Origin of the sequence: Serratia sp. PF-27 (assembly GCF_030053255.1) — a bacterium.
Classification (GTDB): domain Bacteria; phylum Pseudomonadota; class Gammaproteobacteria; order Enterobacterales; family Enterobacteriaceae; genus Serratia; species Serratia bockelmannii.
Window position 1 is genome coordinate 20,023 of sequence record NZ_JASGBT010000020.1, and the last position, 23,663, is coordinate 43,685.

Annotated in this window: 25 protein-coding genes and 1 other annotated feature; of the genes, 13 read left to right on the forward strand and 12 right to left on the reverse strand. The window is 60.5% G+C overall.

All coding sequences use genetic code 11. From position 1 onward, the window contains the following. Nucleotides 1–3: 3 nt before the first annotated feature. Together QMZ29_RS13085 and QMZ29_RS13090 are read right to left on the reverse strand one after the other, a co-directional pair. A complete protein-coding gene (locus QMZ29_RS13085) occupies nucleotides 4–540 on the reverse strand; it encodes a fimbrial protein (protein ID WP_025302213.1) in 537 nt (178 codons plus the stop codon). 78 nt (nucleotides 541–618) lie between these two features. Beyond that, complete coding sequence (locus QMZ29_RS13090) at nucleotides 619–1,140, reverse strand: fimbrial protein (RefSeq protein ID WP_025302212.1); 522 nt, start codon at nucleotides 1,138–1,140, stop codon at nucleotides 619–621. A 664-nt stretch (nucleotides 1,141–1,804) separates the two neighbouring features. Between QMZ29_RS13090 and QMZ29_RS13095 the strand changes: the two genes are divergently transcribed. The 3 genes from QMZ29_RS13095 to QMZ29_RS13105 all read left to right on the forward strand — a co-directional run bounded on the left by QMZ29_RS13095 (nucleotide 1,805) and on the right by QMZ29_RS13105 (nucleotide 3,699). Then, on the forward strand, nucleotides 1,805–2,137 hold the full coding sequence (locus QMZ29_RS13095) for a hypothetical protein (protein WP_025302211.1): 333 nt from the start codon (nucleotides 1,805–1,807) through the stop codon (nucleotides 2,135–2,137). A 79-nt stretch (nucleotides 2,138–2,216) separates the two neighbouring features. Beyond that, complete coding sequence (locus tag QMZ29_RS13100; RefSeq protein ID WP_225735589.1) at nucleotides 2,217–3,188, forward strand: fimbrial protein; 972 nt, start codon at nucleotides 2,217–2,219, stop codon at nucleotides 3,186–3,188. A 19-nt stretch (nucleotides 3,189–3,207) separates the two neighbouring features. Beyond that, a complete protein-coding gene (locus tag QMZ29_RS13105) occupies nucleotides 3,208–3,699 on the forward strand; it encodes a fimbrial protein (RefSeq protein WP_225735588.1) in 492 nt (163 codons plus the stop codon). A 97-nt stretch (nucleotides 3,700–3,796) separates the two neighbouring features. Here QMZ29_RS13105 and QMZ29_RS13110 read toward each other — a convergent pair whose 3' ends face one another. Next, on the reverse strand, nucleotides 3,797–5,002 hold the full coding sequence (locus tag QMZ29_RS13110) for a serine hydrolase (RefSeq protein WP_025302208.1): 1,206 nt from the start codon (nucleotides 5,000–5,002) through the stop codon (nucleotides 3,797–3,799). A gap of 466 nt (nucleotides 5,003–5,468) precedes the next feature. Here QMZ29_RS13110 and QMZ29_RS13115 point away from each other — a divergent pair, with 466 nt between their 5' ends. Together QMZ29_RS13115 and QMZ29_RS13120 are read left to right on the forward strand one after the other, a co-directional pair. Next, nucleotides 5,469–6,836 (forward strand): pyridoxal-phosphate dependent enzyme, encoded by a 1,368-nt coding sequence (locus QMZ29_RS13115; RefSeq protein ID WP_197770190.1) that lies wholly within the window; start codon nucleotides 5,469–5,471, stop codon nucleotides 6,834–6,836. Between the two features lie 12 nt (nucleotides 6,837–6,848). Beyond that, nucleotides 6,849–7,994 carry a trans-sulfuration enzyme family protein gene (locus QMZ29_RS13120; RefSeq protein ID WP_261423750.1) on the forward strand — a complete coding sequence of 382 codons (1,146 nt, stop codon included), beginning with the start codon at nucleotides 6,849–6,851 and terminating at the stop codon, nucleotides 7,992–7,994. Between the two features lie 59 nt (nucleotides 7,995–8,053). Here QMZ29_RS13120 and QMZ29_RS13125 read toward each other — a convergent pair whose 3' ends face one another. Continuing rightward, on the reverse strand, nucleotides 8,054–9,076 hold the full coding sequence (locus QMZ29_RS13125; RefSeq protein WP_261424352.1) for an isopenicillin N synthase family dioxygenase: 1,023 nt from the start codon (nucleotides 9,074–9,076) through the stop codon (nucleotides 8,054–8,056). Then, nucleotides 9,021–9,257, reverse strand: coding sequence for a hypothetical protein (locus QMZ29_RS13130; protein WP_261423752.1), 237 nt, complete (start codon nucleotides 9,255–9,257; stop codon nucleotides 9,021–9,023). The genes QMZ29_RS13125 and QMZ29_RS13130 overlap by 56 nt, the downstream gene beginning before the upstream one ends. A gap of 107 nt (nucleotides 9,258–9,364) precedes the next feature. On the opposite strand from QMZ29_RS13130, the gene QMZ29_RS13135 reads away from it, so the two are divergent. Continuing rightward, nucleotides 9,365–10,021, forward strand: a complete 657-nt coding sequence (locus QMZ29_RS13135; RefSeq protein WP_004938759.1) for an HAD family hydrolase — start codon at nucleotides 9,365–9,367, stop codon at nucleotides 10,019–10,021. Between the two features lie 89 nt (nucleotides 10,022–10,110). After that, complete coding sequence (locus QMZ29_RS13140) at nucleotides 10,111–10,731, forward strand: glutathione S-transferase family protein (RefSeq protein ID WP_060432761.1); 621 nt, start codon at nucleotides 10,111–10,113, stop codon at nucleotides 10,729–10,731. A gap of 13 nt (nucleotides 10,732–10,744) precedes the next feature. Here the strand turns inward: QMZ29_RS13140 and QMZ29_RS13145 are convergent, their stop codons facing one another. Continuing rightward, on the reverse strand, nucleotides 10,745–11,845 hold the full coding sequence (locus tag QMZ29_RS13145) for a PQQ-dependent sugar dehydrogenase (protein WP_197836374.1): 1,101 nt from the start codon (nucleotides 11,843–11,845) through the stop codon (nucleotides 10,745–10,747). 131 nt (nucleotides 11,846–11,976) lie between these two features. Between QMZ29_RS13145 and QMZ29_RS13150 the strand changes: the two genes are divergently transcribed. Beyond that, a complete protein-coding gene (locus QMZ29_RS13150) occupies nucleotides 11,977–12,396 on the forward strand; it encodes a GNAT family N-acetyltransferase (RefSeq protein WP_197811208.1) in 420 nt (139 codons plus the stop codon). 11 nt (nucleotides 12,397–12,407) lie between these two features. Beyond that, entirely contained in the window at nucleotides 12,408–13,391 is a 984-nt protein-coding gene (locus tag QMZ29_RS13155; RefSeq protein WP_043137840.1) for a magnesium and cobalt transport protein CorA, read from the forward strand. 74 nt (nucleotides 13,392–13,465) lie between these two features. Here the strand turns inward: QMZ29_RS13155 and QMZ29_RS13160 are convergent, their stop codons facing one another. The 4 genes from QMZ29_RS13160 to speB form a co-directional block, all read right to left on the reverse strand. After that, nucleotides 13,466–14,278, reverse strand: coding sequence for a nitrilase-related carbon-nitrogen hydrolase (locus tag QMZ29_RS13160; protein WP_049207929.1), 813 nt, complete (start codon nucleotides 14,276–14,278; stop codon nucleotides 13,466–13,468). Then, the gene (locus QMZ29_RS13165) at nucleotides 14,275–15,702 is read right to left on the reverse strand and encodes a purine-cytosine permease family protein (RefSeq protein ID WP_049205896.1); all 1,428 of its coding nucleotides are present in this window, start codon (nucleotides 15,700–15,702) and stop codon (nucleotides 14,275–14,277) included. Before QMZ29_RS13165 ends, QMZ29_RS13160 begins: the two co-directional genes overlap by 4 nt. Before the next feature lie 16 nt (nucleotides 15,703–15,718). Continuing rightward, nucleotides 15,719–17,104, reverse strand: a complete 1,386-nt coding sequence (locus tag QMZ29_RS13170; protein WP_025302197.1) for a sodium:solute symporter family protein — start codon at nucleotides 17,102–17,104, stop codon at nucleotides 15,719–15,721. A gap of 77 nt (nucleotides 17,105–17,181) precedes the next feature. Continuing rightward, entirely contained in the window at nucleotides 17,182–18,114 is a 933-nt protein-coding gene (gene speB, locus QMZ29_RS13175) for an agmatinase (RefSeq protein WP_043137848.1), read from the reverse strand. A gap of 249 nt (nucleotides 18,115–18,363) precedes the next feature. On the opposite strand from speB, the gene QMZ29_RS13180 reads away from it, so the two are divergent. Further along, nucleotides 18,364–19,269, forward strand: a complete 906-nt coding sequence (locus tag QMZ29_RS13180; protein ID WP_025302195.1) for a LysR family transcriptional regulator — start codon at nucleotides 18,364–18,366, stop codon at nucleotides 19,267–19,269. On the opposite strand, the gene QMZ29_RS13185 is transcribed toward QMZ29_RS13180, so the two are convergent. Further along, nucleotides 19,260–20,450 (reverse strand): MFS transporter, encoded by a 1,191-nt coding sequence (locus QMZ29_RS13185; RefSeq protein WP_261423765.1) that lies wholly within the window; start codon nucleotides 20,448–20,450, stop codon nucleotides 19,260–19,262. The two genes, QMZ29_RS13180 and QMZ29_RS13185, sit on opposite strands and share 10 nt — an antisense overlap. A 137-nt stretch (nucleotides 20,451–20,587) precedes the next feature. Between QMZ29_RS13185 and QMZ29_RS13190 the strand changes: the two genes are divergently transcribed. Next, nucleotides 20,588–21,472: a LysR family transcriptional regulator gene (locus QMZ29_RS13190; RefSeq protein WP_060432756.1), complete on the forward strand. Its 885-nt coding sequence runs from the start codon at nucleotides 20,588–20,590 to the stop codon at nucleotides 21,470–21,472. A 15-nt stretch (nucleotides 21,473–21,487) separates the two neighbouring features. Here the strand turns inward: QMZ29_RS13190 and QMZ29_RS13195 are convergent, their stop codons facing one another. Then, nucleotides 21,488–22,312: an SDR family oxidoreductase gene (locus QMZ29_RS13195; RefSeq protein WP_025302192.1), complete on the reverse strand. Its 825-nt coding sequence runs from the start codon at nucleotides 22,310–22,312 to the stop codon at nucleotides 21,488–21,490. A gap of 229 nt (nucleotides 22,313–22,541) precedes the next feature. On the opposite strand from QMZ29_RS13195, the gene hisL reads away from it, so the two are divergent. Further along, a complete protein-coding gene (hisL, locus tag QMZ29_RS13200; protein ID WP_100396937.1) occupies nucleotides 22,542–22,589 on the forward strand; it encodes a his operon leader peptide in 48 nt (15 codons plus the stop codon). After that, nucleotides 22,565–22,691: a sequence feature (His leader region), on the forward strand. Its footprint overlaps the gene before it by 25 nt. 71 nt (nucleotides 22,692–22,762) lie before the next feature. Then, the gene (gene hisG, locus QMZ29_RS13205) at nucleotides 22,763–23,662 is read left to right on the forward strand and encodes an ATP phosphoribosyltransferase (protein ID WP_015377256.1); all 900 of its coding nucleotides are present in this window, start codon (nucleotides 22,763–22,765) and stop codon (nucleotides 23,660–23,662) included. Nucleotide 23,663: the final 1 nt, after the last annotated feature.

The following is a 23,663-nucleotide window of genomic DNA, read 5'->3' on the forward strand; positions in this document are numbered from 1 at the left end:
AAATCAAAAATAATCCAGCTTAAAACGCACTGTGGAAAAATACGCTCCCGCCTTCAACGGCTGATGATTCGGCATCAACGTCATGGAATAATTCAGCACTCTATTTCCCGGTATTATTCCTTCCATCGGTAAGGGTTTCCCTGGAATAACCGGCGTGCCGTTGCTGTCTTTTATCTTCAATGCGACGCCGCGCGCCTCGCCCTGTACGCCAAACAGAGCGCCTTCCGCATAACCATCAAACGTGACCTGAAAGAATTTCCAATCAGGTTTGTTTTCCGGCCGTTCCAAAATGCAGTTGACCAATTCAATACTGAAAGGTTTGGTCATCCCCTGGCCGTCACGAATGATCTGCCCGAGAGGAAGAGTGTCCATATCGATCGTCTGATCGCGGCTGCCGGCGGCAATGGCGCAGGCGGTGTCGATAATGGCGCCGTGCATGTTGACTTTGCCCCACCCCTGCGCGGCGGAAGTTGCATAGCCGGGCGCAAACGCCAACGACGCCAAAAGAACGGCACCCGCTCGATTCCTTGGTAAAAACATCGCGACATTCCTTTGACAGGGAGATTCACCAGGCATGTGGCGAGCCCCATGCCTGGTTGATTAAGCCTTCGGACTCACTTACTGATAAGCCAGGGTGAAATCGGCTACGGCGGTGAAGTCGCCCGGAACGATGGCGGCGGAAGCGCCTTCGCCCTGCAGGTAGGCGGCGAAATGCAGGGTGTTGTTGCCGGTGTTCAGAGTCTGCGCGGTAGTCGCTTCACCCAGTTTGATCGGCTGGCCGTTGTAAGAGATAGCTACGCCGGCGCCGCTGGCGGTGCCCGCGATGCCCAGCAGATCCTTATCGGTAGACGATGCTACGCCGCTAAAGGTGGTTTTAACGGTTTTCAGGGTGGTGATGTCGCACTGCTCCAGCTTGATTTCAAACGGACGCGGGTTGGATTTGCCGCCGTTTTTCAACGCCACGTTGGACACCTGGCCCAGATCTACGGTCTGATCGATCGACTCAGGCGCAATAGAGCATGGCGCATCAATAATAGAGCCCGTGAAGGTGACCTTACCGTGTCCCTGATCGGCTGCCTGTGCAAAAGAACTTGCGCCAAATGCAATCACTGCAGCCATCATGATTTTGTTAAGTTTCATAGAACCTATATTCCTTATAAGAAAAAATGCATATTCCAATCAAGAAAAAGAGCCACAGGAAACCTGCTCGCGCTTATATGTGCGCAGCCCTAATTCTTTAGCATCTTGCTAGTTGGTTAACTGCCAAACCCCAAAGGCACCGACAATAAAAAAGTCGATAACGGCAAGTCTGCAGCGGCCCGCCCATTAATGAATTCGCCCTATAAAAATAAACGAAATCACAACAAGCAGGGGCCAATACTTTCTAATCCGCCCTTCTTGTTCGGCGATGAATATTCTGGCAAATGCCTCTCAGCAAAAAAAGGCTTTTTTTGATCAAGGCGAACATTCGCAATTTATTTCCTAATTGAAGTTAATTTACTGTTATTTTTAGGCTCATAGATCGTAAAAAATACTTTTATAGAGCAATATCCTGTTTTTGCGAGATTCACAAGTAATCAGATCGCAAAGTGGCGCTTTGTGAATATAATAAACCAAAATTTTAGGTTTCTGCGTGACGCCCCCCCTGCCTGAACATAGGTAAAAACGGGGCGGGCAACGCCTTTTTTTCAATCCTGATAAATAGATAGGAATTTTCTTTGTTCGCGTTTTACCTCGTTGTTGGTAGGCGGCGAATGTTTGTTTTTTCTTAGGAATACGGCAATCGGAATACAGAGGAAGTGCTATGGAAGCGTTATCTCCGAAACAAAAGGAAATACGGCAATTGCAGCACGATCTGCTGCAAACATTATTCGCGCAATCGCCCCGTCAATGTCCCGTCGCCGGGCCGCCGCCACAGCAGCAGTGGCTCTCGACGCGGCAACTGGCCAATGCCGTCAACGTCGGTGTTTACCGGGCTCGACGGCTGTTATTGGATCTTGTCGCCCGACAAGAAGTGATTGTGACGGACGGCTCCATCAACAACTCGTTGAGGTGGTATCCCACCGCGTTGCTGGACGGTGGTGATAACAACGGCATACCCAACAAAGATGCATCTCACTCTCCTTTAACGGAATAAATAGGGCCAGCCGGCCTGATTGGCAATATTTCATTGCGGAGTAACGCCGCACACCATTTATATATATCGGGATATTATCGTGAGAAAAACAGCCCTGCTATTTTTACGTTGCTGCCTGGCACTCTCTTTCTTCCTGCTGCTTGGCAACGCCAACGCATTTACCTGCCGCACGTCCGATGGCGGACTGATTCCACCCGGGGGCTCGACCACGCCGGTTGACGTCCGGGTTCGCATCGGGCCGCAGCTTTCTTATGGCAAAAACGAAATCGTCAACGTCAGCCAGGTCACCTGTAAAAACGACGTCGCGAGCTGGTATGACTATCTCAAAACCGACAGTCCGGCGCTGTCGATGAACAGTGCGATTTTTGGCGCCATCGGCAGCGGTACCACCATCAACGGCAGCGACTATAACTCCCCGGTGCCTGCCGGCATCAGCGTACTCAGCCTCACCGGCTTGCAGACCCAGTCTGTCGCCATCCGGGTCTATATCGTGTTGAACCGTTTCCCAACGCCGGACATCAAGGTGAACAAGGGCGACGTCATCGGCCAAATCAACTTTATTCAGACCAACGATCAGCCGGGTTGTCCGCAGTGCGGCGTTTATCGCTGGCGCCTGATCGCCGACAACGACGCCTACTTCGTCACCACCAGTTGCACCATTAACAACGGCCAGCAGATTAATGTCGATTTTGGTCAGATCCGCCAGGACTTTCTGACTCAAAGCGCCAGCGATGCCCAGATCAAACAGGACAAAGCGCTCAGCTACCAGTGCGACGATCAGAGTGCGACGCAGGATATTCTGATCCGCATGGTCAGCGACGCCAGCGGCTTCTCCAGCGATTTTATCAAGACCACCAATCCTAACGTCGGCGTGGCGATGGTGTATAACGGCGCGGTGGTGAAACCCAACAATGCCTTCAGAACACGCATCGTCAACGGTCTGGGTAACGATACCGTGACCTTTGTGCCGGTGAAGAACAATGTCCCTTACACCAGCATCGCCACCGGTCCGCTGTCGGGCTCGGCCACGCTGATCTTCAGCGCACCTTGAGACGGGAGCCAGAATGAACATGACGATAAAAACGGGCTGCGCCCTGCTGTTGGCGCTGGAATTGATTAGCTCGGCCGCTCAGGCCGCCGATCAGGGCACCAAAGTCAACATCACCGCCACCGTAGTGGCGCCTCCGCCTTGCGTGATCAACGACGGGCGCACCATCGATATCGACTTCGGCAAGGTCGGCATCAAGCGCATCGACGGCAACCGCTATATGCAACGCATCGATTACAGCATCAAATGCGAGTTTCTGGATAACAGCCGCCAGCTGAAAATGAAGATCATGGGCGGCGCGGCGGCCTTCGACGGCAGCGTGTTAACCAGCAGCGTCAATGGATTGGGCATCAAGCTGTTGGCCAACGGTAAGGCCTTCGCCATCAATACGCCGCTGGACATCGACTACGCCAATCCGCCGACGCTTGATGCGGTGCCGGTAAAAAACAGCGCCGTCACCCTGGCGGAAGGCGATTTCACCAGCGGCGCCACCATGCTGGTGGACTACTTTTAATCACCGCGCCGCAGAAACTCGCGAAAAAAAGCCGCAACGTCTCCGTTGCGGCTTGGTCGAGGATGGTGCGCCCGGGGCGCTCCTTACATCAGGCTATTCAGCCGAAGATCCCGCCGAACCACTGGCTCAGCTTCATCATCACCATATCCCAGATGCGGCTGAAGAAGTTGCCCTCTTTCACCTCTTGCATCACCACCAGCGGGTGCTGTTCGATGGTTTTGCCGTCCAGCTGGAAATCGATGGTGCCGACCACCTGGTTTTTCGCCAGCGGCGCTTCCAGCGTCGGTTGGGTCAGCTTGTAGCTGGCCTTCAGATTTTTCATCTGCCCTTTCGGAATGGTGACCGAGGCGTCTTTCGCCACGCCAAGCGGCACTTCGCTGACGTCGCCGAACCACACTTTCTGGGTGACGAACGGTTTATCGGCCTTGATTGGCGTCGCGGTTTCATAGAAGCGGAAGCCCCAGGTCAGCAGCTTTTCGCTTTCGCTAAAGCGCACGCGATCGCTCGGCGCGCCTAAAACCACCGAGATCAGACGCATCGGTCCGTCGGTAGCGGACGCCACCAGGTTGTGGCCGGCGCCGCTGGTGTAACCGGTCTTGATACCGTCGACGTTCAGGTTGCTGCTCCACAGCAGACGGTTGCGGTTAATCTGGCGGATCTTGTTGAAGGTGAACTCTTTCTCTTTATGCAGCGCGTATTCGTCCGGCACGTCGCGGATCAGCGCCTGACTCAACAGCGCCATGTCACGCGCGGTGCTGTACTGCCCTTCCGCATCCAGGCCGTGCACCGTCAGGAAGTGGGTATTCTGCAGGCCCAGGGATTTGGCATAGTTGTTCATCAGGCCAACGAACGAATCCTGGCTGCCCGCCACGTAGTCTGCCAGCGCGATGCTGGCATCGTTACCCGACTGGATCACGATGCCCTTATTCAGTTCCAGCACCGGCACCTGATCGCCCGGCTTGATGAACATCAGCGAAGAGCCGCGCAGCGCCGGGTTACCGGGCGCCCAGGCGTCTTTGCCGACGGTGACCATGTCTTCCGGCTTGATCTTGCCGGCCTTGATCGCCTGGCCGATCACGTAGCTGGACATGATCTTGGTCAGGCTGGCGGGATCGAGACGGGTGTCGGCATTGCCTTCGGTCAGCACCTTGCCGCTGTTGTAATCCATCAGAATGTAGGCCTTGGCGTCTACCTGCGGCGGCGCCGGCGGCTCAGCCGCGTGCACGGCCGGGGCAGCCAGCAACAGGATGCCTACGCTGAAGGTCAGTTTTTTCAGGGAAGTGGATAAGTTTTTTTTCATCATGACGTCGCCAGAGTGTCCATTCAAACCATTGAAATAGCGTTAACTTTCAAACATGTTCACGTTTTAAGCCAACCAGCGAGAGTGGCCCGGTGCGCGCATGCCGGCCGCAACCCCCTGCGGCGCCCATAGCGGGTAACACAACGCACCGAAAATGCCCTTGCTGTGAGTTTATGTGATTTATCTTATTTTTGCAGGGTTTAGCGTGAATTTTCAGCATTTTTACATAACTGTACGCAGCCCCCCGCTTATCGTTCAAAAAAGCATCGAGACGCGCATTTTTGCACCCACCCACGGCTACACGGCCAAGCATCTGCACCGCTAAACATCTGCGCTTCCATACGTCCAAAAAAGATTAATATATTCCATAATGGCATATAGAACCGTTATTTGTTCTTTTTAAAGCGCTTATCCTCAGCGCTATCATCCGCACAACGACTTTTATACCGAATAATCCTGGAGATGAGTCATGGCGATCCCCCATTCCGTCATCGAGATGATTGGCAATACCCCGATGCTGGAACTGACCCAGTTCGATACCGGCCCATGCCGGCTGTTCGTCAAGCTGGAGAACCAAAACCCCGGCGGTTCGATCAAAGACCGCGTCGCGCTGTCGATGATCGAACAGGCCGAGCGCGACGGCAAACTGCAGCCGGGCGGCACCATCATCGAAGCCACCGCCGGCAATACCGGCCTGGGGTTGGCGCTGGTAGCGGCGCTGAAAGGCTATAAGCTGCTGCTGGTGGTGCCGGACAAGATGAGCCGCGAAAAGATCTTCCACCTGCGCGCACTGGGCGTGGAAGTGCTGCTGACCCGTTCGGACGTCGGCAAAGGGCACCCGGCTTACTATCAGGATTACGCCAAACGCCTCGCTGGAGAGATCCCCGGCGCCTTTTATATCGATCAGTTCAACAACCCGGCCAATCCGGCGGCCCATACGACCACTACCGCGCCCGAACTGTGGCAGCAGATGGAGCATGACGTGGACGCTATCGTCGTCGGTGTCGGCTCCGGCGGCACGCTGGGCGGGCTGAGCCGCTATTTCGCCGACGTTTCGCCGCAGACGGAATTTGTGCTCGCCGACCCTGCCGGCTCTATCCTGGCGGACTATCTCGACAACGGCCACATCGGCGAAGCGGGCAGTTGGTTAGTTGAGGGCATCGGCGAAGACTTCGTCCCACCGCTCAGCGACTTTGACCAGGTCCGCAACGCTTACCGCATCGGCGACGCGGAGGCCTTCACCACCGCGCGCGATCTGCTGCGCAAGGAAGGCGTGCTGGCGGGATCGTCCACCGGCACCCTGCTGGCCGCCGCTCTGCGTTACTGCCGCGCGCAAACCGAACCCAAGCGGGTCGTGACCTTCGTTTGCGACAGCGGCAACAAATACCTGTCTAAAATGTATAACGACCACTGGATGCTGGAGCAGGGCCTGCTGAGCAAACCGCAGCACGGCGATCTGCGCGATCTGATCGCCTATCGCCACGACGAAGGCGCCGCCGTTTCCGCCGCGCCGGACGACACGCTGGCGATCGTGCACGCCCGCATGCGGCTGTACGACATCTCGCAGCTACCGGTGCTGGAAGGCGATCGGGTCGTCGGATTGATCGATGAGTGGGATCTGCTGAACGCCGTCCAGGCCGACGCCGCCCACTTCAGCCTGCCGGCCGGCAGCGCGATGACCAAGCAGGTCCAGACGCTGCAAAAGGAAGCCGGCTACGAGGAATTACAGGCCACCTTCAACCATGGCCACGTCGCGGTGGTGCTCGACGGCGAGCGCTTCCTCGGCCTGATTACCCGCACAGACGTGCTTAACGCCTGGCGCCAAAAATTACGTTAATAAGGACCCATTATGGCCAAGTTTGATACGTTGACCGTTCACGCCGGTTACACCCCGGACGCGACCGGCGCAGTGATGCCGGCGATTTACGCCACCTCCACCTACGCCCAACCGGCACCGGGCGAGCATACCGGCTACGAATACTCCCGCAGCGCCAACCCGACGCGCACAGCGCTGGAAAGCGCCATCGCCGAACTGGAAGGCGGCAGCCGCGGCTACGCCTTCGCCTCCGGTCTGGCGGCCTGCTCCACGGTGCTGGAGCTGCTCGATAAAGACAGCCACCTGATCGCGGTAGACGACCTGTACGGCGGCACCTATCGCCTGCTGGAAAAAGTGCGCAGTCGCACCGCCGGCCTGCGCGTGACTTACGTGTCGCCGGCGGATCTCGCCGGGCTGGAACAGGCGATCGAACCGGATACCAAAATGATCTGGGTCGAAACGCCGACCAACCCGCTGCTCAAGCTGGCGGATCTGAGCGCCATCGCCGCGATCGCCAAAAAGCATCAGCTCATCAGCGTGGCGGACAACACCTTCGCCTCGCCGTATCTGCAACGTCCGCTGGATCTAGGTTTTGACGTGGTGGTGCACTCCGCCACCAAATACCTCAACGGCCACTCCGACGTGGTGGCGGGCGTCGCGGCGGTGGGGGATAACCCGGCGCTGGCGGAACAGCTCGGCTTCCTGCAAAACGCGGTCGGCGGCATTCTCGATCCGTTCAGCAGCTTCCTGACGCTGCGCGGCATTCGCACCCTGGCCCTGCGCATGCAGCGCCACAGCGACAGCGCGCTGCGCATCGCCCAGTGGCTGGAGAGCCAGCCGCAGGTGGAAAACGTCTACTATCCCGGCCTGCCGAGCCATCCGCAGCAAGAGCTGGCGGCACGCCAGATGACGCGCTTCGGCGGCATGATCTCGGTACGGCTGAAAGGCGACGACGCCTATGCGCGTCGGGTCATCCAGCGTTCGCGCCTGTTCACCCTGGCAGAAAGCCTGGGCGGCGTGGAAAGCCTGATTAGCCAGCCGTTCAGCATGACGCACGCCTCCATTCCGCTGGAACAGCGCCTGGCAACCGGCATCACGCCGCAGCTGGTGCGCCTGTCGGTAGGGATTGAGGATGTGGAAGATCTGATCGCCGATCTGCAGCAGGCGCTGGCGGAATAATCACCTGAATCAATCGCCATCAGCCCGGCCGGCGCGCCGGGCTTTTTTGTGCCTGATGTTCAGACGCCGATGACGTCCCGATAAAAGCGCTGTGCCACATCGGGGTGGGAACGGATGCGGCCTTTCAGGTAGTTATACCCCACGTCGCGCAGCAGCGGGTTGAGCGGATCGCTAGCCGGGCCCCGAGCCTGCGCCGCCAGCGGCGGCGGCAGTTGATACAGCGGCACCACCGCGTCCAGCCGTGCGCCGAGGAAGAACGCGATCGACAACCTGTCGCGCCCCGCCGGCGGCGTCTCCACCCGGTGCACCGTGGCGCGCAGATAGCCGTTGGTCGCCAGCTCCAGCAGCTCGCCGATGTTCACCACGAAAGTGTCTTCATGCGGCTGCGCGTCTATCCACCGCCCTTCGCTCACCTCCACCTGCAGCCCTTTTTGCGCGTCCTGCAGCAGGAAGCTGAGAAAGCCGGAGTCCTTGTGGGCACCGACGCCCTGTGCGCTGCCGGTAGCCTCCCGCCCCGGGTAGCGGATCAGTTTGATGTGCTCGTTGGGCTTCTCGCCGTATAAGCGATCGAAAGCCTGCTCCGGCAGCGACAGTGCCAGCGCGAAAGCGCGCAGCAGCCGCAGCGACATGGCGGTCATCGCCTGTTGCCACTGCAGCAGCAGCGGTTTCAGCGTCGGCAGCGCCGCTGGCCACTGGTTTGGCCCCTGCAGGCGCGCCCAGCGCGGCGTGTCATCAGACAACGTCAGCGCCGGGCGTTCGGCGCCGATATCGAACTGCTCGCGCCAGTCAGGCTGCCCGCGCGTGAGCTCCGCCGCCGCCCGGTTGTAACCGCGAAAGTGCGGCGAATGCACCATCTGCACCGCCAGCTTGTCGGCTTCCGGCAGCGCGAAAAATTGCCGCGCGGCGTGCTGCAACCGCGCATTCAGTGCGCCGTCCACGCCGTGGCCGCGCAGATAGAAAAAGCCGACGTCGCGGGCCGCCGCGCGCAGATCGTCGAGAAAGGCGCGCCGCCGGCGCGCATCGCCGTCAAGCTGCGAAAGATCCAGCAGCGGCAGCGTCTTCAGCGTCGTCAGGTGCGTCATCATGCGGTTCCTCTTCTTCCCCGATCGCGATCGGGCTGCCATACAGGCGAATAATCAACATTGTCTCTCTCCAGCGGGTAGCTGCGTTTGCCCCATAGTTATCACCGCGCTCGCCGGGGCGGCCAATATTGTTGCGTTCTAAGTTATGCAAACGTTCAACAAACTGTCGCAAAACCGTCATCAATGTTTCTTATGCTCTGCGCAATTTCGCCGACGCCGCTGGCTGGCGATGGGCGCTATCCGCTATCCTGTAAACGACCTCATACCCTGCCTGCCGGAGAAATACTGATGGATTTAGCCTTATTCGACCTGGATGAAACCCTGATTGACGATGACAGCGCCAGCCTGTGGATCCGCTGGCTGGTCGGCCAGGGCTTCGCGCCGGCGGAGCTGGAGCTGCAGGAGCAGCAGCTAATGCAGCTCTATTATCAAGGCAAGCTGTCGATGGAGGATTACATGCAGGCCACGCTGGCGCCGCTGACCGGCCTGAGCGTGCAAACCGTGGCCGGCTGGGTGCAACGCTACATTCGCCGCGACATCCTGCCGCGCGTCTATCCCGCCGCCCGCGAGCGCCTGCAGTGGCACCGCGAACGCGGCGACTGCATCCTGGTGATCTCCGCCACCGGCGAGCATCTGGTGGCGCCGATCGCCGAACAGCTCGGCGCCGACGATGCGCTGGCGATCGGCGTGGAAATCAGCGACGGCCGCTTCACCGGCAACACCTACGGCACCATGACCTACCAACAGGGCAAGGTGATCCGCCTGCAGCACTGGCTGGCGCAGCATCCACACCTGAAGTTCGAGCACAGCCATGGCTACAGCGATTCCCTCAACGACAAGGCGATGCTGCAATTCGTCGACAGCGCCACGGTGATCAACCCCGACAGCGAACTGAGCGCGCTGGCGGCGGAGCACGGCTGGGAAGTGTGCCGCTGGGAGCGTTGATCGGCAGACAAAAAATGCCCTGCGGTGTGACAAAAAGCGCATTGTGGCGTAGGTATTAAGGGTCTTTAATCCGCTAACGGAGTTATCCCATGCTGACCATTTGGGGTCGTGAGAATTCGAACAACGTCAGGAAGGTGCTGTGGTGCGCCGCCGAACTGGGGCTGAGCTATACCCACATCAACGCCGGCGGCGCGTTCGGCAAGGTCAACGAAGAGAGTTACCGCGCGCTGAACCCGAACGGCCTGGTGCCGCTGCTGCAGGACGATGACTTCGTGCTGTGGGAGTCCAACACCATCGTGCGCTACCTGGCGGCGAAATTCGGCGACGCGACGTTCTATCCGCAAGATCTGCAGGCGCGCGCCGCCGCCGAGAAATGGATGGACTGGACCACCTCGACCATCGTTCCGGCCTTCACCATCGTCTTTTGGGGCCTGATCCGCACCGCGCCGGAGCTGCGCGACATGGCGAAAATCGAAGCGGCGATCGCCACGCTGGAAAAACACTTCGACGTCATTGAACAGACGCTGGCGCACCAACCTTACCTCTCCGGCGACGCATTCGGCTTCGGCGATATTCCGCTCGGCAGCTTCGCCTACGGCTGGTTCGAGATGCCGATCGCCCGCCGCTCGCGGCCGAACATGGAACGCTGGTATCAGCAGCTGCGCGATCGCCCGGCCTATCAGCGCGGCGTGATGAGCGAACTCACCTGATGCGTGCGGGGCGTTATGACGCCCCGACCTTCAGCAGCTTGCCGTCCCGTTCGTCCGTCAGCAGATACAGGTAGCCGTCCGGCCCGCTGCGCACCTCGCGGATGCGTTCGCCGCGATCGCCCAGCAGCCGCTCTTCCGCCACCACTTTGTCACCCTCCAGCGTCAGGCGAATCAGTTCCTTTTGCGCCAACGCGCCGATGAACAGCGAGTGACGCCAGGCAGGGAAGCGCTGCCCGTCATAGAATGCCATGCCGCTGAGGCCGGGCGAGACTCGCCAATAGTGCTGCGGTTGTTCGGTGCCGGGCACCCGCTCTCCTTTCGCCTCCGGGATCGGCTGGCCGGAATAGTTGATGCCGTAGGTGGCCAGCGGCCAGCCGTAGTTTTTACCCGGCAGCGGGATGTTGAGCTCATCGCCGCCGCGCGGGCCGTGCTCGTGTTCCCAGATCGCGCCGCTCCACGGGTTCAATGCCAGCCCTTGCGGATTGCGGTGGCCGTAAGACCAGACCTCCGGGCGTTTACCTGCCTGGCCGACCCAGGGATTATCTGGTGGTATCGCGCCCTCGGCGGTCAGCCGCACCAGCTTGCCCTGCAGTTTGTCGGTTTCCTGCGCCGTCGGCCGCTGGTTGTTTTCACCCAGCGCGATAAACAGGTAGCCTTGCCTGTCGAACGCCAGCTTGCCGCCGAAGTGATTGCCGACCGACAGCTTGGGCTGCTGACGGAAGATCACCTTGAAGTTCTCCAGCCGCGCGCCATCGTCGCTCAGGCGGCCATAGCCGACCGCCGTGCCGGCTTTGCCGCCCTCGCCCGGTTCGGCGAAGCTGAGGTATACCCGGCGGCTGGCGGCGAAGTCGGGGGCCGGCAACACCTCCAGCAGGCCGCCCTGCCCCTCGGCGTAAACCTGCGGCACGCCGGCGATCGGCGGCGACAGGCCTTTGCCCTGCTGCCACAGCCGCAGCCGGCCGGGCCGTTCTGTGATAAGCAGGCCTTGTTCCGCCGGCAAGAAGGCCAGCGACCACGGGTGTTCCAGGCCGTCCTGCAGTTGGCTGACCGTCGGCGCGGCGTGCAGCAGGCCGCTGCACAGCAGCAAACCGGCCAGCAGAGTCAATCGGGGCATGGTGTCCTCCTGGGGTGAAAATGACCCGTTTAGTGTAGCCCACTCAGCGGATGTGGTCGTTTGCATTACATTTCAATAGGTTGCCTTTTGGCCGTAGTGTGCTTAAGTTAACGCATCACCCAGGAGGAAAAATGGACATTACCGTTACCGACGCGATTGACGAACAAACCCTCGATGCGATCAGGCAAGGGCTGCGCGCTTACAACCTGCCGCATATCGACGCCAGCCACCGCAAGCCGCTCAGCGTCTATGCGCGCGACGAAGCCGGTACGGTGATCGGCGGCCTGACCGCCGAAACCTGGGGCAACTGGCTGAGCGTCGAGTGGCTGTGGGTGGCGGACTCCCAGCGCGGCAGCGGCCTCGGCGGCCGGTTGATGCGCGCCGCCGAACGCGAGGCGCAGGCGCGCGGCTGCCGCTACGCTCGCCTCGACACCTTCAGCTTCCAGGCGCGGCCGTTCTACGAAAAGCTCGGCTATCAGCTGCAAATGACGCTGAAAGATTATCCGGTGGAACATGAGTGTTATTTTCTCACCAAAACCCTGACTGATTAATGGATGGACGGATGGACAGCAAAAGCATGGTGGTGAACTGTGTGGCGTACAAAGCCGGCCAACGGCTGGGCGAAGTGACCATCGACGATATCAGTGAGGTGGTCAAACAGCCGGACACCTTCGTCTGGCTGGGGCTGCGGCAGCCGGAGCCGGCGTTTATGCGCAAGGTGCAGGAGGAGTTTGGCCTGCACGATCTGGCGATCGAAGACGCGCTGTGCGCGCATCAGCGGCCGAAGCTGGAAACCTACGGCGACTCGCTGTTCATCGTGGTGAAAACCGCGCAGTGGGGCGAACACGACGAAATAGAATACGGCGAAACCCACTTCTTCGTCGGCAAAAACTTTCTGGTGACGGTGCGCCACGGCGCCTCGCCCAGCTACGCGCCGATCCGCGCCAAGGCGGAAGAGAACCACAAGCAGATGTGCCACGGGCCGGGCTTTGCCCTCTATTCGGTGTTGGACTTCGTGGTGGATAACTACCGCAGCGTGGTGACGCGCTTCGAGAGCACCATCGAGAACATCGAAGCCAACATGTTCCAGTCGGAGTTCGATCAGGCGGCGATCGAGAACGTCTATACCCTGCGCCGCCACCTGTTGGCGCTGCGCAACGCCGCGCTGCCGATGGATGAAATCTGCAATCAGCTGATCCGCCTGCACGAAGAGGTGATCCCGAAGGAGCTGCGCGCCTACGTGCGCGACGTGCAGGATCACGCGCATCAGGTGGTCAGCAACATCGATGACATGCGCGAAATGCTGACCAACGCCATGCACGTCAACCTGGCGCTGGTGACGGTCAAACAGAACGAAGTGGTGAAACGGCTGGCGGGCTGGGGGGCGATTTTGGCCATCCCGACGGTGGTCTTCAGCCTGTATGGCATGAACTTCGCCGACATGCCGGAACTGAAATTCCCGTGGGCCTATCACGCCACGCTGGGAGTGACCGCCGTCGGCTGCATTTTCCTGTATCAGAAGCTGAAGAAATCGGGCTGGCTGTAGCGCCCAAACGGCGGCTTTTCCCGCCGGCAAAGACGCTCTGCGGGGCAGCCGGGTCCACCGACCGCCCCGCCGCTTTAATACAGCATCGGCCGCCGATCGCGATGCACGTGATTGTGGCGGCCAATGTGCTTGTCATCGGCTACGCCGATATCCATCGATGCCAGCACCATGCCTTCACCCTCCAGGCTCTGCGTCAACGGATAACCATCGGCGTCGACGATCACCGATCCGCCGATCCACGCAACGCCGCGCTCCGTTTCGCAGCGATCGCATACCGCGATGAACAGCCGATTGACGGCGGCGTTGGCCTGCGCCTTCACCATCTCCGCCGGCCGTTCACCCTGCGGGCGCGGCGCCAGCGGCCAGTTGACCGGCGCGCACAGCAGTTGAGCGCCGGCCAACGCCGGCAGCCGCACCCACTCAGGGAATTCGAGATCGTAACAGATCATCACCGCCAAGCGGCCAAAGCGGGTCTCGACGACCGGCGGTGGCCGATCGCCGGCGGTAAAGATCGTGCTCTCTTCATGCCACAGGTGGGCCTTGCGATAAATCGCCCTCACCCCCTGCGCATCGATCAATGCCGCGCTGTTGGCCACCTCACCCTCGGGCAGGCGCTCGCAGAAACCGGCGACGATCGCCACATCCAGCTCACGCGCCAGTCCCCCCCACAGGCTGAGGCTAGGCCCGTCTTCGGCCTCGGCCAACGCCAGCGCCTCCGCCTTATCGCGCAGCACGTAGCCGCTGTTCACCAACTCCGGCAACACGATGACGTTGGCGCCGTGCTGCGCCGCCCGGCGGATAGCCTGGGCGGACAGCGCCCGATTGTGCTCCGCTTCCCCTACCCGCAACGCTAACTGGCAGCATGCGACGCTGATTTTTTCCTTCACTCCGGTTCTCCTTCCAATAACCCCTCGCAGCGCAACGCCACCCGCCGTTCGGCTTCAAGATCGAGCTTACGGCACATTACGACATAAACGCTCCCGGCCACCAGCAGGCCGATCAGAAAAGCGATATCCGCGCCGCCCAGTAAAACAGCAAAGGGACCGGTGTAAAAGCCCAACGTCATGAACGGCACCATCGCCAGCAGACCGACCGCGTAAGCCGTCAGACCGGAGCCGCCCCAGCGGCCGTAGATCCCCGACGGGTTGAAGATTTCACCTATCGCGTAATGCCCGCCGCGCACCACGTAAAAGTCCATCAGGTTCACCGCCGTCCAGGGCACCAGAAAATACAGCATCAGCAGTACGAAGGTATTGAAGCTGGCGAGATAGCTCGCCGGGATGGCCAACGCCACCGCAAACACCGTCATAGCGACGACGCCAATGCCGGCCATGCGTAATTTCAACGTTGGCGTCACTTTACGGAACGCGTCAATCGCGCTGAGGCTGGTCAGCATTGCGCCATAACAGTTGACCGCCATGATACCGACCAGCGAGGGCACGGCGATCAGCACGGCCAACGTGCCAAACCCAGGATAGACGGCATTACCCACCGCCTGTACGCTGCCGATCGCATCGGGGGCCGGTAAGGCTGAAGCCAGAAACGCGCCCAGCGACATCAGCCAAAGCGCCGATCCGGCCGCCCCCAGGTAAGTCCAAAAGATCACGTTGGCCGACGGCGTTTCATGCGGTAAATAACGCGAGTAGTCGGAAACGTACACTGCGTAGCTGATTTGATAGCCGGCGGCGGCCGACAGCTGAATCAAAAAGGCCGCCCACGAAAAATGCCCAGCGCCGACGACGGCGTCCATCCGCAGCGACAACACGGCGCCGACCGTCAGCACGCCGAACACTGCCATCATCACATAGGTCAGCCAGCGCTGCACCGCATGGAGCATGTCGTGGCCGACGATCGCCAACAGCACGGCCACCGCGATCAGCAACGCATACCAAGGCAGACGGTGGCCCGGCAACACCGTGTTGATCGCATCGGTCGCGAGAATAACGTTGAACACGTTGAAACCGATGTAAACAAACACCACGGCGGCAAAGGGAACGATGGCGCCACGCAGGCCGAATTGGGCCCGTGACTGGATCATCTGCGGCAGCCCCATGCGCGGCCCCTGATTGGCATGACACGCCATGAAGAACGTGCCGAACCCCACGCCGACGGCAATGGCCAGCATCGAATAAAGCGCGCCCAACCCCAACGCCGGGCCGCTGAAACCGACCACCATCGTCGTCAAAACGAAATTACCGGTAAACCAAAACGGCGCCTGATGCCAAACCTTGCCATGCCGCTCGTGACGGGGCACATAGTCTATCGAGCGCACTTCAATTTTTGGGCGTGACGCCACATTGCGATTGTTCATGTCCCACCTCGTCGTTTCAACGCTCGGTTTGCGGCTGCAGCTGCGCTGCCGGGCGGCTCAACAGGCTGCCCAACACGAAGGCGACGCCGCCGCCCAGCAGACCGCCGTAGATCGGGCTGTTGGCATCGATGCCGTGCCAGATCATCAGCCCCACCACACACAGGCTGCCGGTCAGCATGCTGGCAATCGCGCCGGCGCTGGTAGCGCGCGGCCAGAAGATCGCCCCCACCAACGGGATCAACATGCCCCCCACCAACAGGTTGTAAGCCAGCGTCAGCGCCGCCAGCACGTCGCGCACCACAAACGCCAGCCCCAGCATGACCACGCCCATGAAAAGCGTGGTGAAGCGCCCGGCGGCCAGCCCGCCGGAAGGTTTGCGGCGGATGGCCGGCAATACGTCCTCCAGCGCGATGGTGGAAGACGCCAGCAGGCAGGCGCTGGCGGTAGACATCAGCGCCGCCAACGCCGCGGCGGCCACCAGCCCGCTGACGCCGACCGGCAACACCGCCTGCGCGATAGCGGCGAAGGCGCCGTCGGTGTTGCTGAGCGACGGCAGCACGATCTTGCCGGCCATGCCGATCAGCGCGCCGGTCACGCCGTACAGCACGCAATAGACGCCCGCGCCCAGCCCGGCGAAGCGCGCCACATTGGCGCTGCGGGCGGTGAACACCCGCTGCCAGATGTCCTGGCCGATCAGAATGCCGAAGAAGTAGATCAGGAAGAACACCAGAATGGTGTCCAGCCCGATCGACGACAGCTGGTAGTAACCGGCGGGCAGCAGGCTGGTGAACGCCTCCCAGCCGCCGGCCTTGACGATGCTCATCGGCATCAGCACCAGCATCATGCCGACGGTCATGATGATGAACTGAATGATGTCGGTCAGCGTCAGCGACCACATGCCCCCCAGCGTTGAATACAGCACCACCAGCCCGCCGCCAAGCAGGATAGACGCGCTGAACGACAGGCCGAACATCACCTGCATCACGCTGCCGATGGCGATGATCGAGGTCACCGCCACCATCAGGTCATACGCCAGCATGATCGCGCCGCTGGTGACCCGCGCGGCCGGGTGATAACGCCGCGACAGCACCTGGCTGACGGTATACAGCTTCAGTTTGAGCAGCGGCTTGGCCAGCACCAGGCTCAACACCACGATGCCCAGCCCGAGCGCGCCGCACAGCCAGACGCCGGAGATGCCGTAGGTGTAGCCGAGCTTGACGCTGCCGATGGTCGACGCGCCGCCGAGCACCACCGCCGACAGCGTGCCCAGATACAGCCCCGGCCCCAGGTTGCGCCCGGCCACCAGATATGCCTCTTTGGAATTGGCGCGGTGAATGCCCATCCATCCCACCGCGCCTATCACCAGAAAGTAAATCACCACAACCAGCAGATCGAGATTCATGGGTACCTCCACTCCGTTGTTATTGTTATCAGGGGGCCCGACGCAACCGCTCCGCCGGTAGGGTCAGTACGCCGGCCTCAGCGGGCCGGCAGCACGCACAACATTTCAAACAGCAGGTTGGCGGCCAGCAGCGCCGTGTTACCGGAGCGATCGTAAGGCGGCGACACTTCCACCACATCGCCGCCCACCAGGTTCAGCCCGCGGCAACCGCGTACGATCTCCAGCCCCTGCCAAACCGACAGCCCGCCGACCTCCGGCGTGCCGGTACCCGGCGCAAAGGCCGGATCCAACCCGTCAATATCGAAGCTGAGGTAAACCGGCGCATCGCCCATCTGCTCGCGGATCTCCGCCATCAGCGGCGTCAGCGACCGGTGCCAGCAGGCCTCGGCCGGCACCACGCGGAAGCCCTGGCGCCGTGACCAATCGAAGTCATCCGCCGCATAGCCGCTGCCGCGCAGGCCAATCTGCACCACCTTTTCGGGCGCCAGCAGCCCCTCCTCAAACGCGCGGCGGAAGGTGGTGCCGTGCGCCAGCTGTTCGCCGAACATCTCCTCATTGGTATCGGAATGCGCATCGACGTGGATCAGTCCGACCGGGCCATGTCGGCGGGCGACGGCGCGCAGCACCGGCAGCGTCAGGGTGTGGTCGCCGCCGAGCGTCAACGGCATGCAGCCGTGTGCCAGGATCTCGTGATAAGCCGCCTCGATGCGCTGCACGCTGTCCGCCAGGCTGTAAGGGTTGATGGCGACATCCCCCAGATCGGCCACCTGCAGCCGTTCGAACGGGGCGGAACCGGTGCCCATGTTGTAGGGACGGATCATCACCGATTCCTGGCGGATCTGGCGCGGGCCATAGCGGGTGCCACTGCGGTTGGAGGTGCCGATATCCAGCGGAATGCCGACAAAGGCGGCGTCCAGACCGTGCGCCTGTTCGGCGGCGGGCAGGCGCATCATGGTGGGAATACCGGCAAAGCGCGGCATGTCGTTACCGCTTTGGGGTTGGTTCAGCATGGCGTATCCTTGTCTTGATCTGCGATGAATTGAAACATTTGAGCAACATTCGCAGACTACCCCGTTGGCCGCCTCGGCTACCATTCCCGCTTTTGCATGTAAACATCGGAAAACGCGATGCAACTAACCTATTGAAGTATTGATTTTTATTTCAAATTCATGCCATAAGGAAGACCATATCTTCAGCGCCGCACCTATTTCTTCGATGTTAAAAATGGGTTAACCGGCCGACGTTCTGCGGAGGGGGCGATGCTCACCAACCTAAGCGATATCGATCTGAAACTGCTGCGGGTGTTCGTCGCGGTGGCGGAAGCCCAAGGCGTCAGCGCCGCACAGGAAGCGCTGTTGATGAACCAATCCACCATCAGCACCCACCTGGCCTCGCTGGAAACCCGGCTGGGTTTTCGCCTGTGTCAACGCGGCCGCTCCGGCTTCCGGCTGACGCCCAAGGGCGAACGCATGCTGATCGCCTGCCGCTCGCTGTTCAACGCCGCCCGCGACTTCACCCGGGTCAGCCAGTCGCTGAACGGCCTGCTGACCGGCGATCTGCAGATCGGTCTGGTGGATAATCTGGTTTCGCTGCCGGGCAATCCGTTCAGTCAGGCCATCCAACACTTCCAACGCCGACATCAGGACGTGCAATTGCAGTGCCGCATCTGTTCGCCGAACGAGATTGAACAAGGGTTGCTGCACCGGCAGCTCGATCTGGGCATCGGCTACTTCGGCCAGCAGCTGGAGGCGTTGCGTTATCAGCCGTGGCTGGAGGAGACGCAGGCGATCTACTGCAGTAGGGATCACCCGCTGTTCGCGGTAGAAGAACCGGGGCGCGAGCAGATTGAAAACGCGCGCTGGGTCAAGCGCGGCTACCTGCTGGCACAGCAGCTGTGCCCGATCGCGCCGCCGCATCTGGCCGCGGTGGCCCACCATATGGAAAGCGTCGCCCATCTGGTGCTGAGCGGCACCTGTCTCGGCTATTTGCCCACCCACTACGCGGCGCGTTGGGTGGAACAGGGGCTGCTTCGGCAGTTGGGCGGTACGGCGCTCTCATACCGCGCCACGCTCAGCCTGGTCAGCCGCCCCGTCCAGCCCGACGAGGCGCTGAACGCGCTGCTGGAGGATTTGGCGCGCGCCGCACGCCCATCACCTCATCGCTGAGAGGCCAGCGCCCGATTCATGGCAAACAGCGTGCCGGTTAAAGACAGGACGAGTAATCCGATGATGGCCCAGGCGAAAGAGGGCGCCCCGCCCTTGTCGAGCAACATGCCGCCGACCGCGCCACCGGCTGCCACGGCGGTATTCCAGCCCGTCGTATACATGGACTGCGCCACGTCGGCCGCGCGACCGGAAAGGCGTGACAATGCCGTCTGCGTGAGGGTGGCGAAACCGCCGAAAGCCACGCCCCACAATGCGACGGAGAGATAGACCATCGGGATCATCCGTCCCCCACTCCCCAGCAGCACGGCAGCGAGAGCAAAGATGACGATACTCATCACCGTAAGAGATTGGACTCGCCGATCGACCAGCATCCCGGCGACGCCCAATCCGGCAATCGCGCCCAGCCCGAAGATAAACAGAACGATATCGACCCGCTCGGACAACCCCGATGGCTTGAGGAAAGGCTCCAGGTAGATATACAGAATGTTATGGGCAACGATGAAGGTGAACACCACAAACAGCACGGCGCGGATCCCCCGTTGCAAGAATACGCCGCTCAGAGACGGCCGATGCGCCTTAGCCTGACCGGGGAAATCCGGCACGATGGCGATGATCCACACCACGAGCACCAGCGCCATCAACGTCATCAGACCAAAGGCGCCCTGCCAGCCGATGGCTCGGCCAAGCAACGTGCCGAGCGGTACGCCGAGCACCAGCGCCAGGGTGGCGCCGGCGCCGGAGATCGCAATAGCGCGGCCGCCAAGGTGGGCCGGTGACATACGCACCGCATAACCAGCCAGCAAAGACCAAACGATGCCGCCGAAAACGCCGGCGAAGAAACGCGTCGCCAATGAGACGTGATAATCGTTCGACAGCGCCGTGACGAGGTTAACGATGGCAAAACCGCCGATCGCGCTCAAGAGCAAGGGGCGGCGCCGCATACCTTGCGTCAATGCGGTCAGCGGAATAGCGGCGACCAACGCGCCCACCGCATAGGCGGTGATGAACTGCCCCGCCAGGCTTTCAGATACGTTCAAATCGCCCGCGATCGAAGACAGCACGCCCGCCGGCATGATCTCGGTCAGCAGCGTGATAAAAGCGGCCATCGCCAACGCCAGCAGGCCGCCCAGCGGCAACCGATCGATGCCCTCGGCAGGCGCAGATATCGTCGTTTGATTCATTAATCACTCCCCATTCAAAGATGTTTCCGCCCATCGCGGATGACGTTTGCATCATGCTGCCCACTCGCTGATAAAAGAAAAACAGGCTAAAGTGAACAACACTCATGACATAAAGTTCATCAATAGAATGGAAGCCTATGGAAAGTCTGGGTTCTCTCGACGTTTTCGTGCGGGTCAGTGAAAGCCGCAGTTTCACGGCGGCCGGGCAACAGCTGGGGATCTCCGCCTCGGCGGTCAGCAAGACCATCGCCCGGCTGGAGGAACGACTCAGCGTGCGCCTGTTTCACCGTTCTACCCGCACGGTCAACCTGACACCGGAAGGGGCCTTGTTTCTGGAAAGGTGCCGACGCATTTTGAGTGAGGTGAAAGAGGCGGAAGCCGAACTGTTGCAAACGCGGGGAACACCTCAGGGCAAGCTGCGCATCAGTCTCCCGTCGCTGGGCACGCTTTTCATGCCAAAACTGGGGGACTTCAAGCGCCGCTATCCTGAGATCGAGCTGGATATTGATTATTCGGATCGGCTGGTTGACGTGATTGAGGAAGGTTTCGATGCCGTTATCCGCAGCGGAACCCCGAGCGATTCACGGCTGGTTGCCCGCCGGCTGGGTACCTGCCGCAAGGTTTTCGTTGGCGCACCGGGTTATTTCAGCAAAGTGGGTATGCCGCGCAAGCCCGAGGATCTGACCAGCCATGCCCGTTTGCATTATCGCTTTCCCAGCACCGGCAAACTGGATGTCTGGCCGCTGGGAGACAAGACGGAGATAATCCCCGAACGGCCGGCCAGCATGGTGACAAATACCCTCGATCCGCAGGTATGCTTCGCCGAACAAGGGCTGGGCATCGCTTATTTGCCGGAGATCGCCGTGCGCAGACAGCTGGAACAGGGCAGCCTGGTGACGGTTTTGGATGACTACGACCGCGAGAACATGGTTTTTCATGTCCTCTGGCCGTCGGGCCGCCACCTGTCAGTCAAAATCAGGCTGTTCGTCGACTTTGTGACGAGCCACCTTTTCCCGCTTTAAACAACGTATGCCGCCTTAACTGACCGGCATACGCGCCGGATCGGGATACTGGTACTCAAAACCCAGCTCGTTGCAGATGCGGTTGCCGTCCACCAGCCGCTCATCCTGATCCGCTTCGTCGGCGAACTGCGGCGGCGCTAGGTGCAGCTGTTCGGCCAACGCAGGATAAAATTCGCGTTTGGCCGGATGATGCGGCGCGCACAGGTTGTACACGTGACCGCCCTTCGGCAACTTCAGCAGCAGTTGGATGGCGGCGATGACGTCGTCCTGGTGCACCAAATTCACCCCCTGCGACCCGCCCTTCACGTCGAGTTTACCCGCCAGGAAGCGGCCGGGGTGACGATCGGCGCCCACCAGCCCCGCCAGCCGCAGAATGTCCACCGAGGTGTTCGGCAATTCATGCAGCCAGCGCTCCAGCTCGGCCAACACCCGGCCCGATGGCGAGACCGGCCGCAGCGGCGACTCTTCGCGCAGCGTGCCGGCAGTTTCGCCGTACACCGAGGTGGAACTGGTAAAGATCACCCGCGGCACGCCAAAGGCCATCGCGCTGTCCACCAGCATACGCACCGCATTGAAATAGTTCTCGCTGCCTTCGACGGTACGGCGAGCGGGCAGCGTCACCACCAGCGCATCCACGCGCAGCAGCGATTCCAGATCGTCCGGATCGCACACCAGCTCCGGCGTCAGCTCCAGTTGATAGCATTCAATGCCGCTCATGCGCGCGGCCTCGACGCCGTCCGGCGTGGTTTTGCTGCCGACCACATCATACCCGCGGCCCATCAGCGATAACGCCAACGGCATGCCCAGCCAACCTAAACCAATAATGGCTACCTTTTTCATCCTCTTCCTCTCCTGAAGATCGCAGCGCCCTGCCCCTAAGGCTACGCCACTGTACACGGCGATACAATCTGCCCGGCTTAAGGTTAGGTAAAGCCGTGTGTGGCTAATAACTCAACCTGTTTCAATAAATTAAATTTATGACGTTAAAAAAGGGTTGCACGGTGGACAGCGGATAGTTTAGCTTAATTGGCATACGGTTTTTACCGGCTTTTGATTAGAGAAAAACACCATGACACGCGTTCAGTTCAACCACCATCATCACCATCACCCTGACTAGTCTTTCAGGCGATGTGTGCTGGAAGACGGTTTGTTAATCTTCCAGTGGCGCGCAGAACGCAAGAGAGAGCCCTCGGAAGATTTCTTCCGAGGGTTTTTTTTTGGCTCCGGACAGACAGAAAAGAAAGTTTTTTACAATAAATTCAAAAAATTACAGATTAAACAGAGGTTACCATGCTGGACAAGACACGTTTACGGATCGCAATGCAGAAGTCGGGCCGCCTGAGCGATGAATCCCAGGAACTGCTGGCACGCTGCGGCATCAAGATCAACCTGCAGCAGCAGCGTCTGATCGCCTTCGCCGAAAACATGCCGATCGATATCCTGCGCGTGCGCGACGACGACATCCCGGGCCTGGTGATGGACGGCGTGGTCGATCTCGGCATCATCGGCGAGAACGTGCTGGAAGAAGAGCTGCTCAGCCGCCGCGCCCAGGGTGAAGACCCGCGTTACTTCACCCTGCGCCGCCTCGATTTCGGCGGCTGCCGCCTGTCGCTGGCCACCCCACTCGACGCCGAATACGCCGGCCCGCAAAGCCTGCAGGACGCCCGCATCGCCACCTCTTATCCGCACCTGCTGAAGCAATACCTCGACAAACAAGGCGTGCGCTTCAAATCTTGCCTGCTGAACGGCTCGGTGGAAGTCGCGCCGCGCGCCGGCCTGGCCGACGCCATCTGCGATCTGGTCTCTACCGGCGCCACGCTGGAGGCCAACGGCCTGCGCGAAGTGGAGGTGATCTACCGCTCCAAAGCTTGCTTGATCCAGCGCGACGGCGAAATGCCTGAAGCCAAACAGCAGCTGATTGACCGCCTGATGACCCGCATTCAGGGCGTGATCCAGGCGCGCGAATCCAAATACATCATGCTGCACGCGCCGAGCGAGAAGCTGGACGAGATCGTCGCGCTGCTGCCGGGCGCCGAACGCCCGACCATTCTGCCGCTGGCCGGCGCGCAGAATCGCGTGGCGATGCACATGGTCAGCAGCGAAACCCTGTTCTGGGAAACCATGGAAAAACTGAAAGCGCTCGGCGCCAGCTCGATTCTGGTGCTACCGATTGAAAAGATGATGGAGTAAC

Excerpts from the sequence above, each read along its gene's own strand:
- QMZ29_RS13085 (WP_025302213.1), bottom strand. The coding sequence starts at position 540 with ATGTTTTTACCAAGGAATCGAGCGGGTGCCGTTCTTTTGGCGTCGTTG.
- QMZ29_RS13090 (WP_025302212.1), bottom strand. The coding sequence starts at position 1,140 with ATGAAACTTAACAAAATCATGATGGCTGCAGTGATTGCATTTGGCGCA.
- QMZ29_RS13095 (WP_025302211.1), top strand. The coding sequence starts at position 1,805 with ATGGAAGCGTTATCTCCGAAACAAAAGGAAATACGGCAATTGCAGCAC.
- QMZ29_RS13105 (WP_225735588.1), top strand. The coding sequence starts at position 3,208 with ATGACGATAAAAACGGGCTGCGCCCTGCTGTTGGCGCTGGAATTGATT.
- QMZ29_RS13110 (WP_025302208.1), bottom strand. The coding sequence starts at position 5,002 with ATGATGAAAAAAAACTTATCCACTTCCCTGAAAAAACTGACCTTCAGC.
- QMZ29_RS13115 (WP_197770190.1), top strand. The coding sequence starts at position 5,469 with ATGGCGATCCCCCATTCCGTCATCGAGATGATTGGCAATACCCCGATG.
- QMZ29_RS13120 (WP_261423750.1), top strand. The coding sequence starts at position 6,849 with ATGGCCAAGTTTGATACGTTGACCGTTCACGCCGGTTACACCCCGGAC.
- QMZ29_RS13125 (WP_261424352.1), bottom strand. The coding sequence starts at position 9,076 with ATGACGCACCTGACGACGCTGAAGACGCTGCCGCTGCTGGATCTTTCG.
- QMZ29_RS13130 (WP_261423752.1), bottom strand. The coding sequence starts at position 9,257 with ATGACGGTTTTGCGACAGTTTGTTGAACGTTTGCATAACTTAGAACGC.
- QMZ29_RS13135 (WP_004938759.1), top strand. The coding sequence starts at position 9,365 with ATGGATTTAGCCTTATTCGACCTGGATGAAACCCTGATTGACGATGAC.
- QMZ29_RS13140 (WP_060432761.1), top strand. The coding sequence starts at position 10,111 with ATGCTGACCATTTGGGGTCGTGAGAATTCGAACAACGTCAGGAAGGTG.
- QMZ29_RS13145 (WP_197836374.1), bottom strand. The coding sequence starts at position 11,845 with ATGCCCCGATTGACTCTGCTGGCCGGTTTGCTGCTGTGCAGCGGCCTG.
- QMZ29_RS13150 (WP_197811208.1), top strand. The coding sequence starts at position 11,977 with ATGGACATTACCGTTACCGACGCGATTGACGAACAAACCCTCGATGCG.
- QMZ29_RS13155 (WP_043137840.1), top strand. The coding sequence starts at position 12,408 with ATGGACAGCAAAAGCATGGTGGTGAACTGTGTGGCGTACAAAGCCGGC.
- QMZ29_RS13165 (WP_049205896.1), bottom strand. The coding sequence starts at position 15,702 with ATGAACAATCGCAATGTGGCGTCACGCCCAAAAATTGAAGTGCGCTCG.
- QMZ29_RS13170 (WP_025302197.1), bottom strand. The coding sequence starts at position 17,104 with ATGAATCTCGATCTGCTGGTTGTGGTGATTTACTTTCTGGTGATAGGC.
- speB (WP_043137848.1), bottom strand. The coding sequence starts at position 18,114 with ATGCTGAACCAACCCCAAAGCGGTAACGACATGCCGCGCTTTGCCGGT.
- QMZ29_RS13180 (WP_025302195.1), top strand. The coding sequence starts at position 18,364 with ATGCTCACCAACCTAAGCGATATCGATCTGAAACTGCTGCGGGTGTTC.
- QMZ29_RS13185 (WP_261423765.1), bottom strand. The coding sequence starts at position 20,450 with ATGAATCAAACGACGATATCTGCGCCTGCCGAGGGCATCGATCGGTTG.
- QMZ29_RS13190 (WP_060432756.1), top strand. The coding sequence starts at position 20,588 with ATGGAAAGTCTGGGTTCTCTCGACGTTTTCGTGCGGGTCAGTGAAAGC.
- QMZ29_RS13195 (WP_025302192.1), bottom strand. The coding sequence starts at position 22,312 with ATGAAAAAGGTAGCCATTATTGGTTTAGGTTGGCTGGGCATGCCGTTG.
- hisG (WP_015377256.1), top strand. The coding sequence starts at position 22,763 with ATGCTGGACAAGACACGTTTACGGATCGCAATGCAGAAGTCGGGCCGC.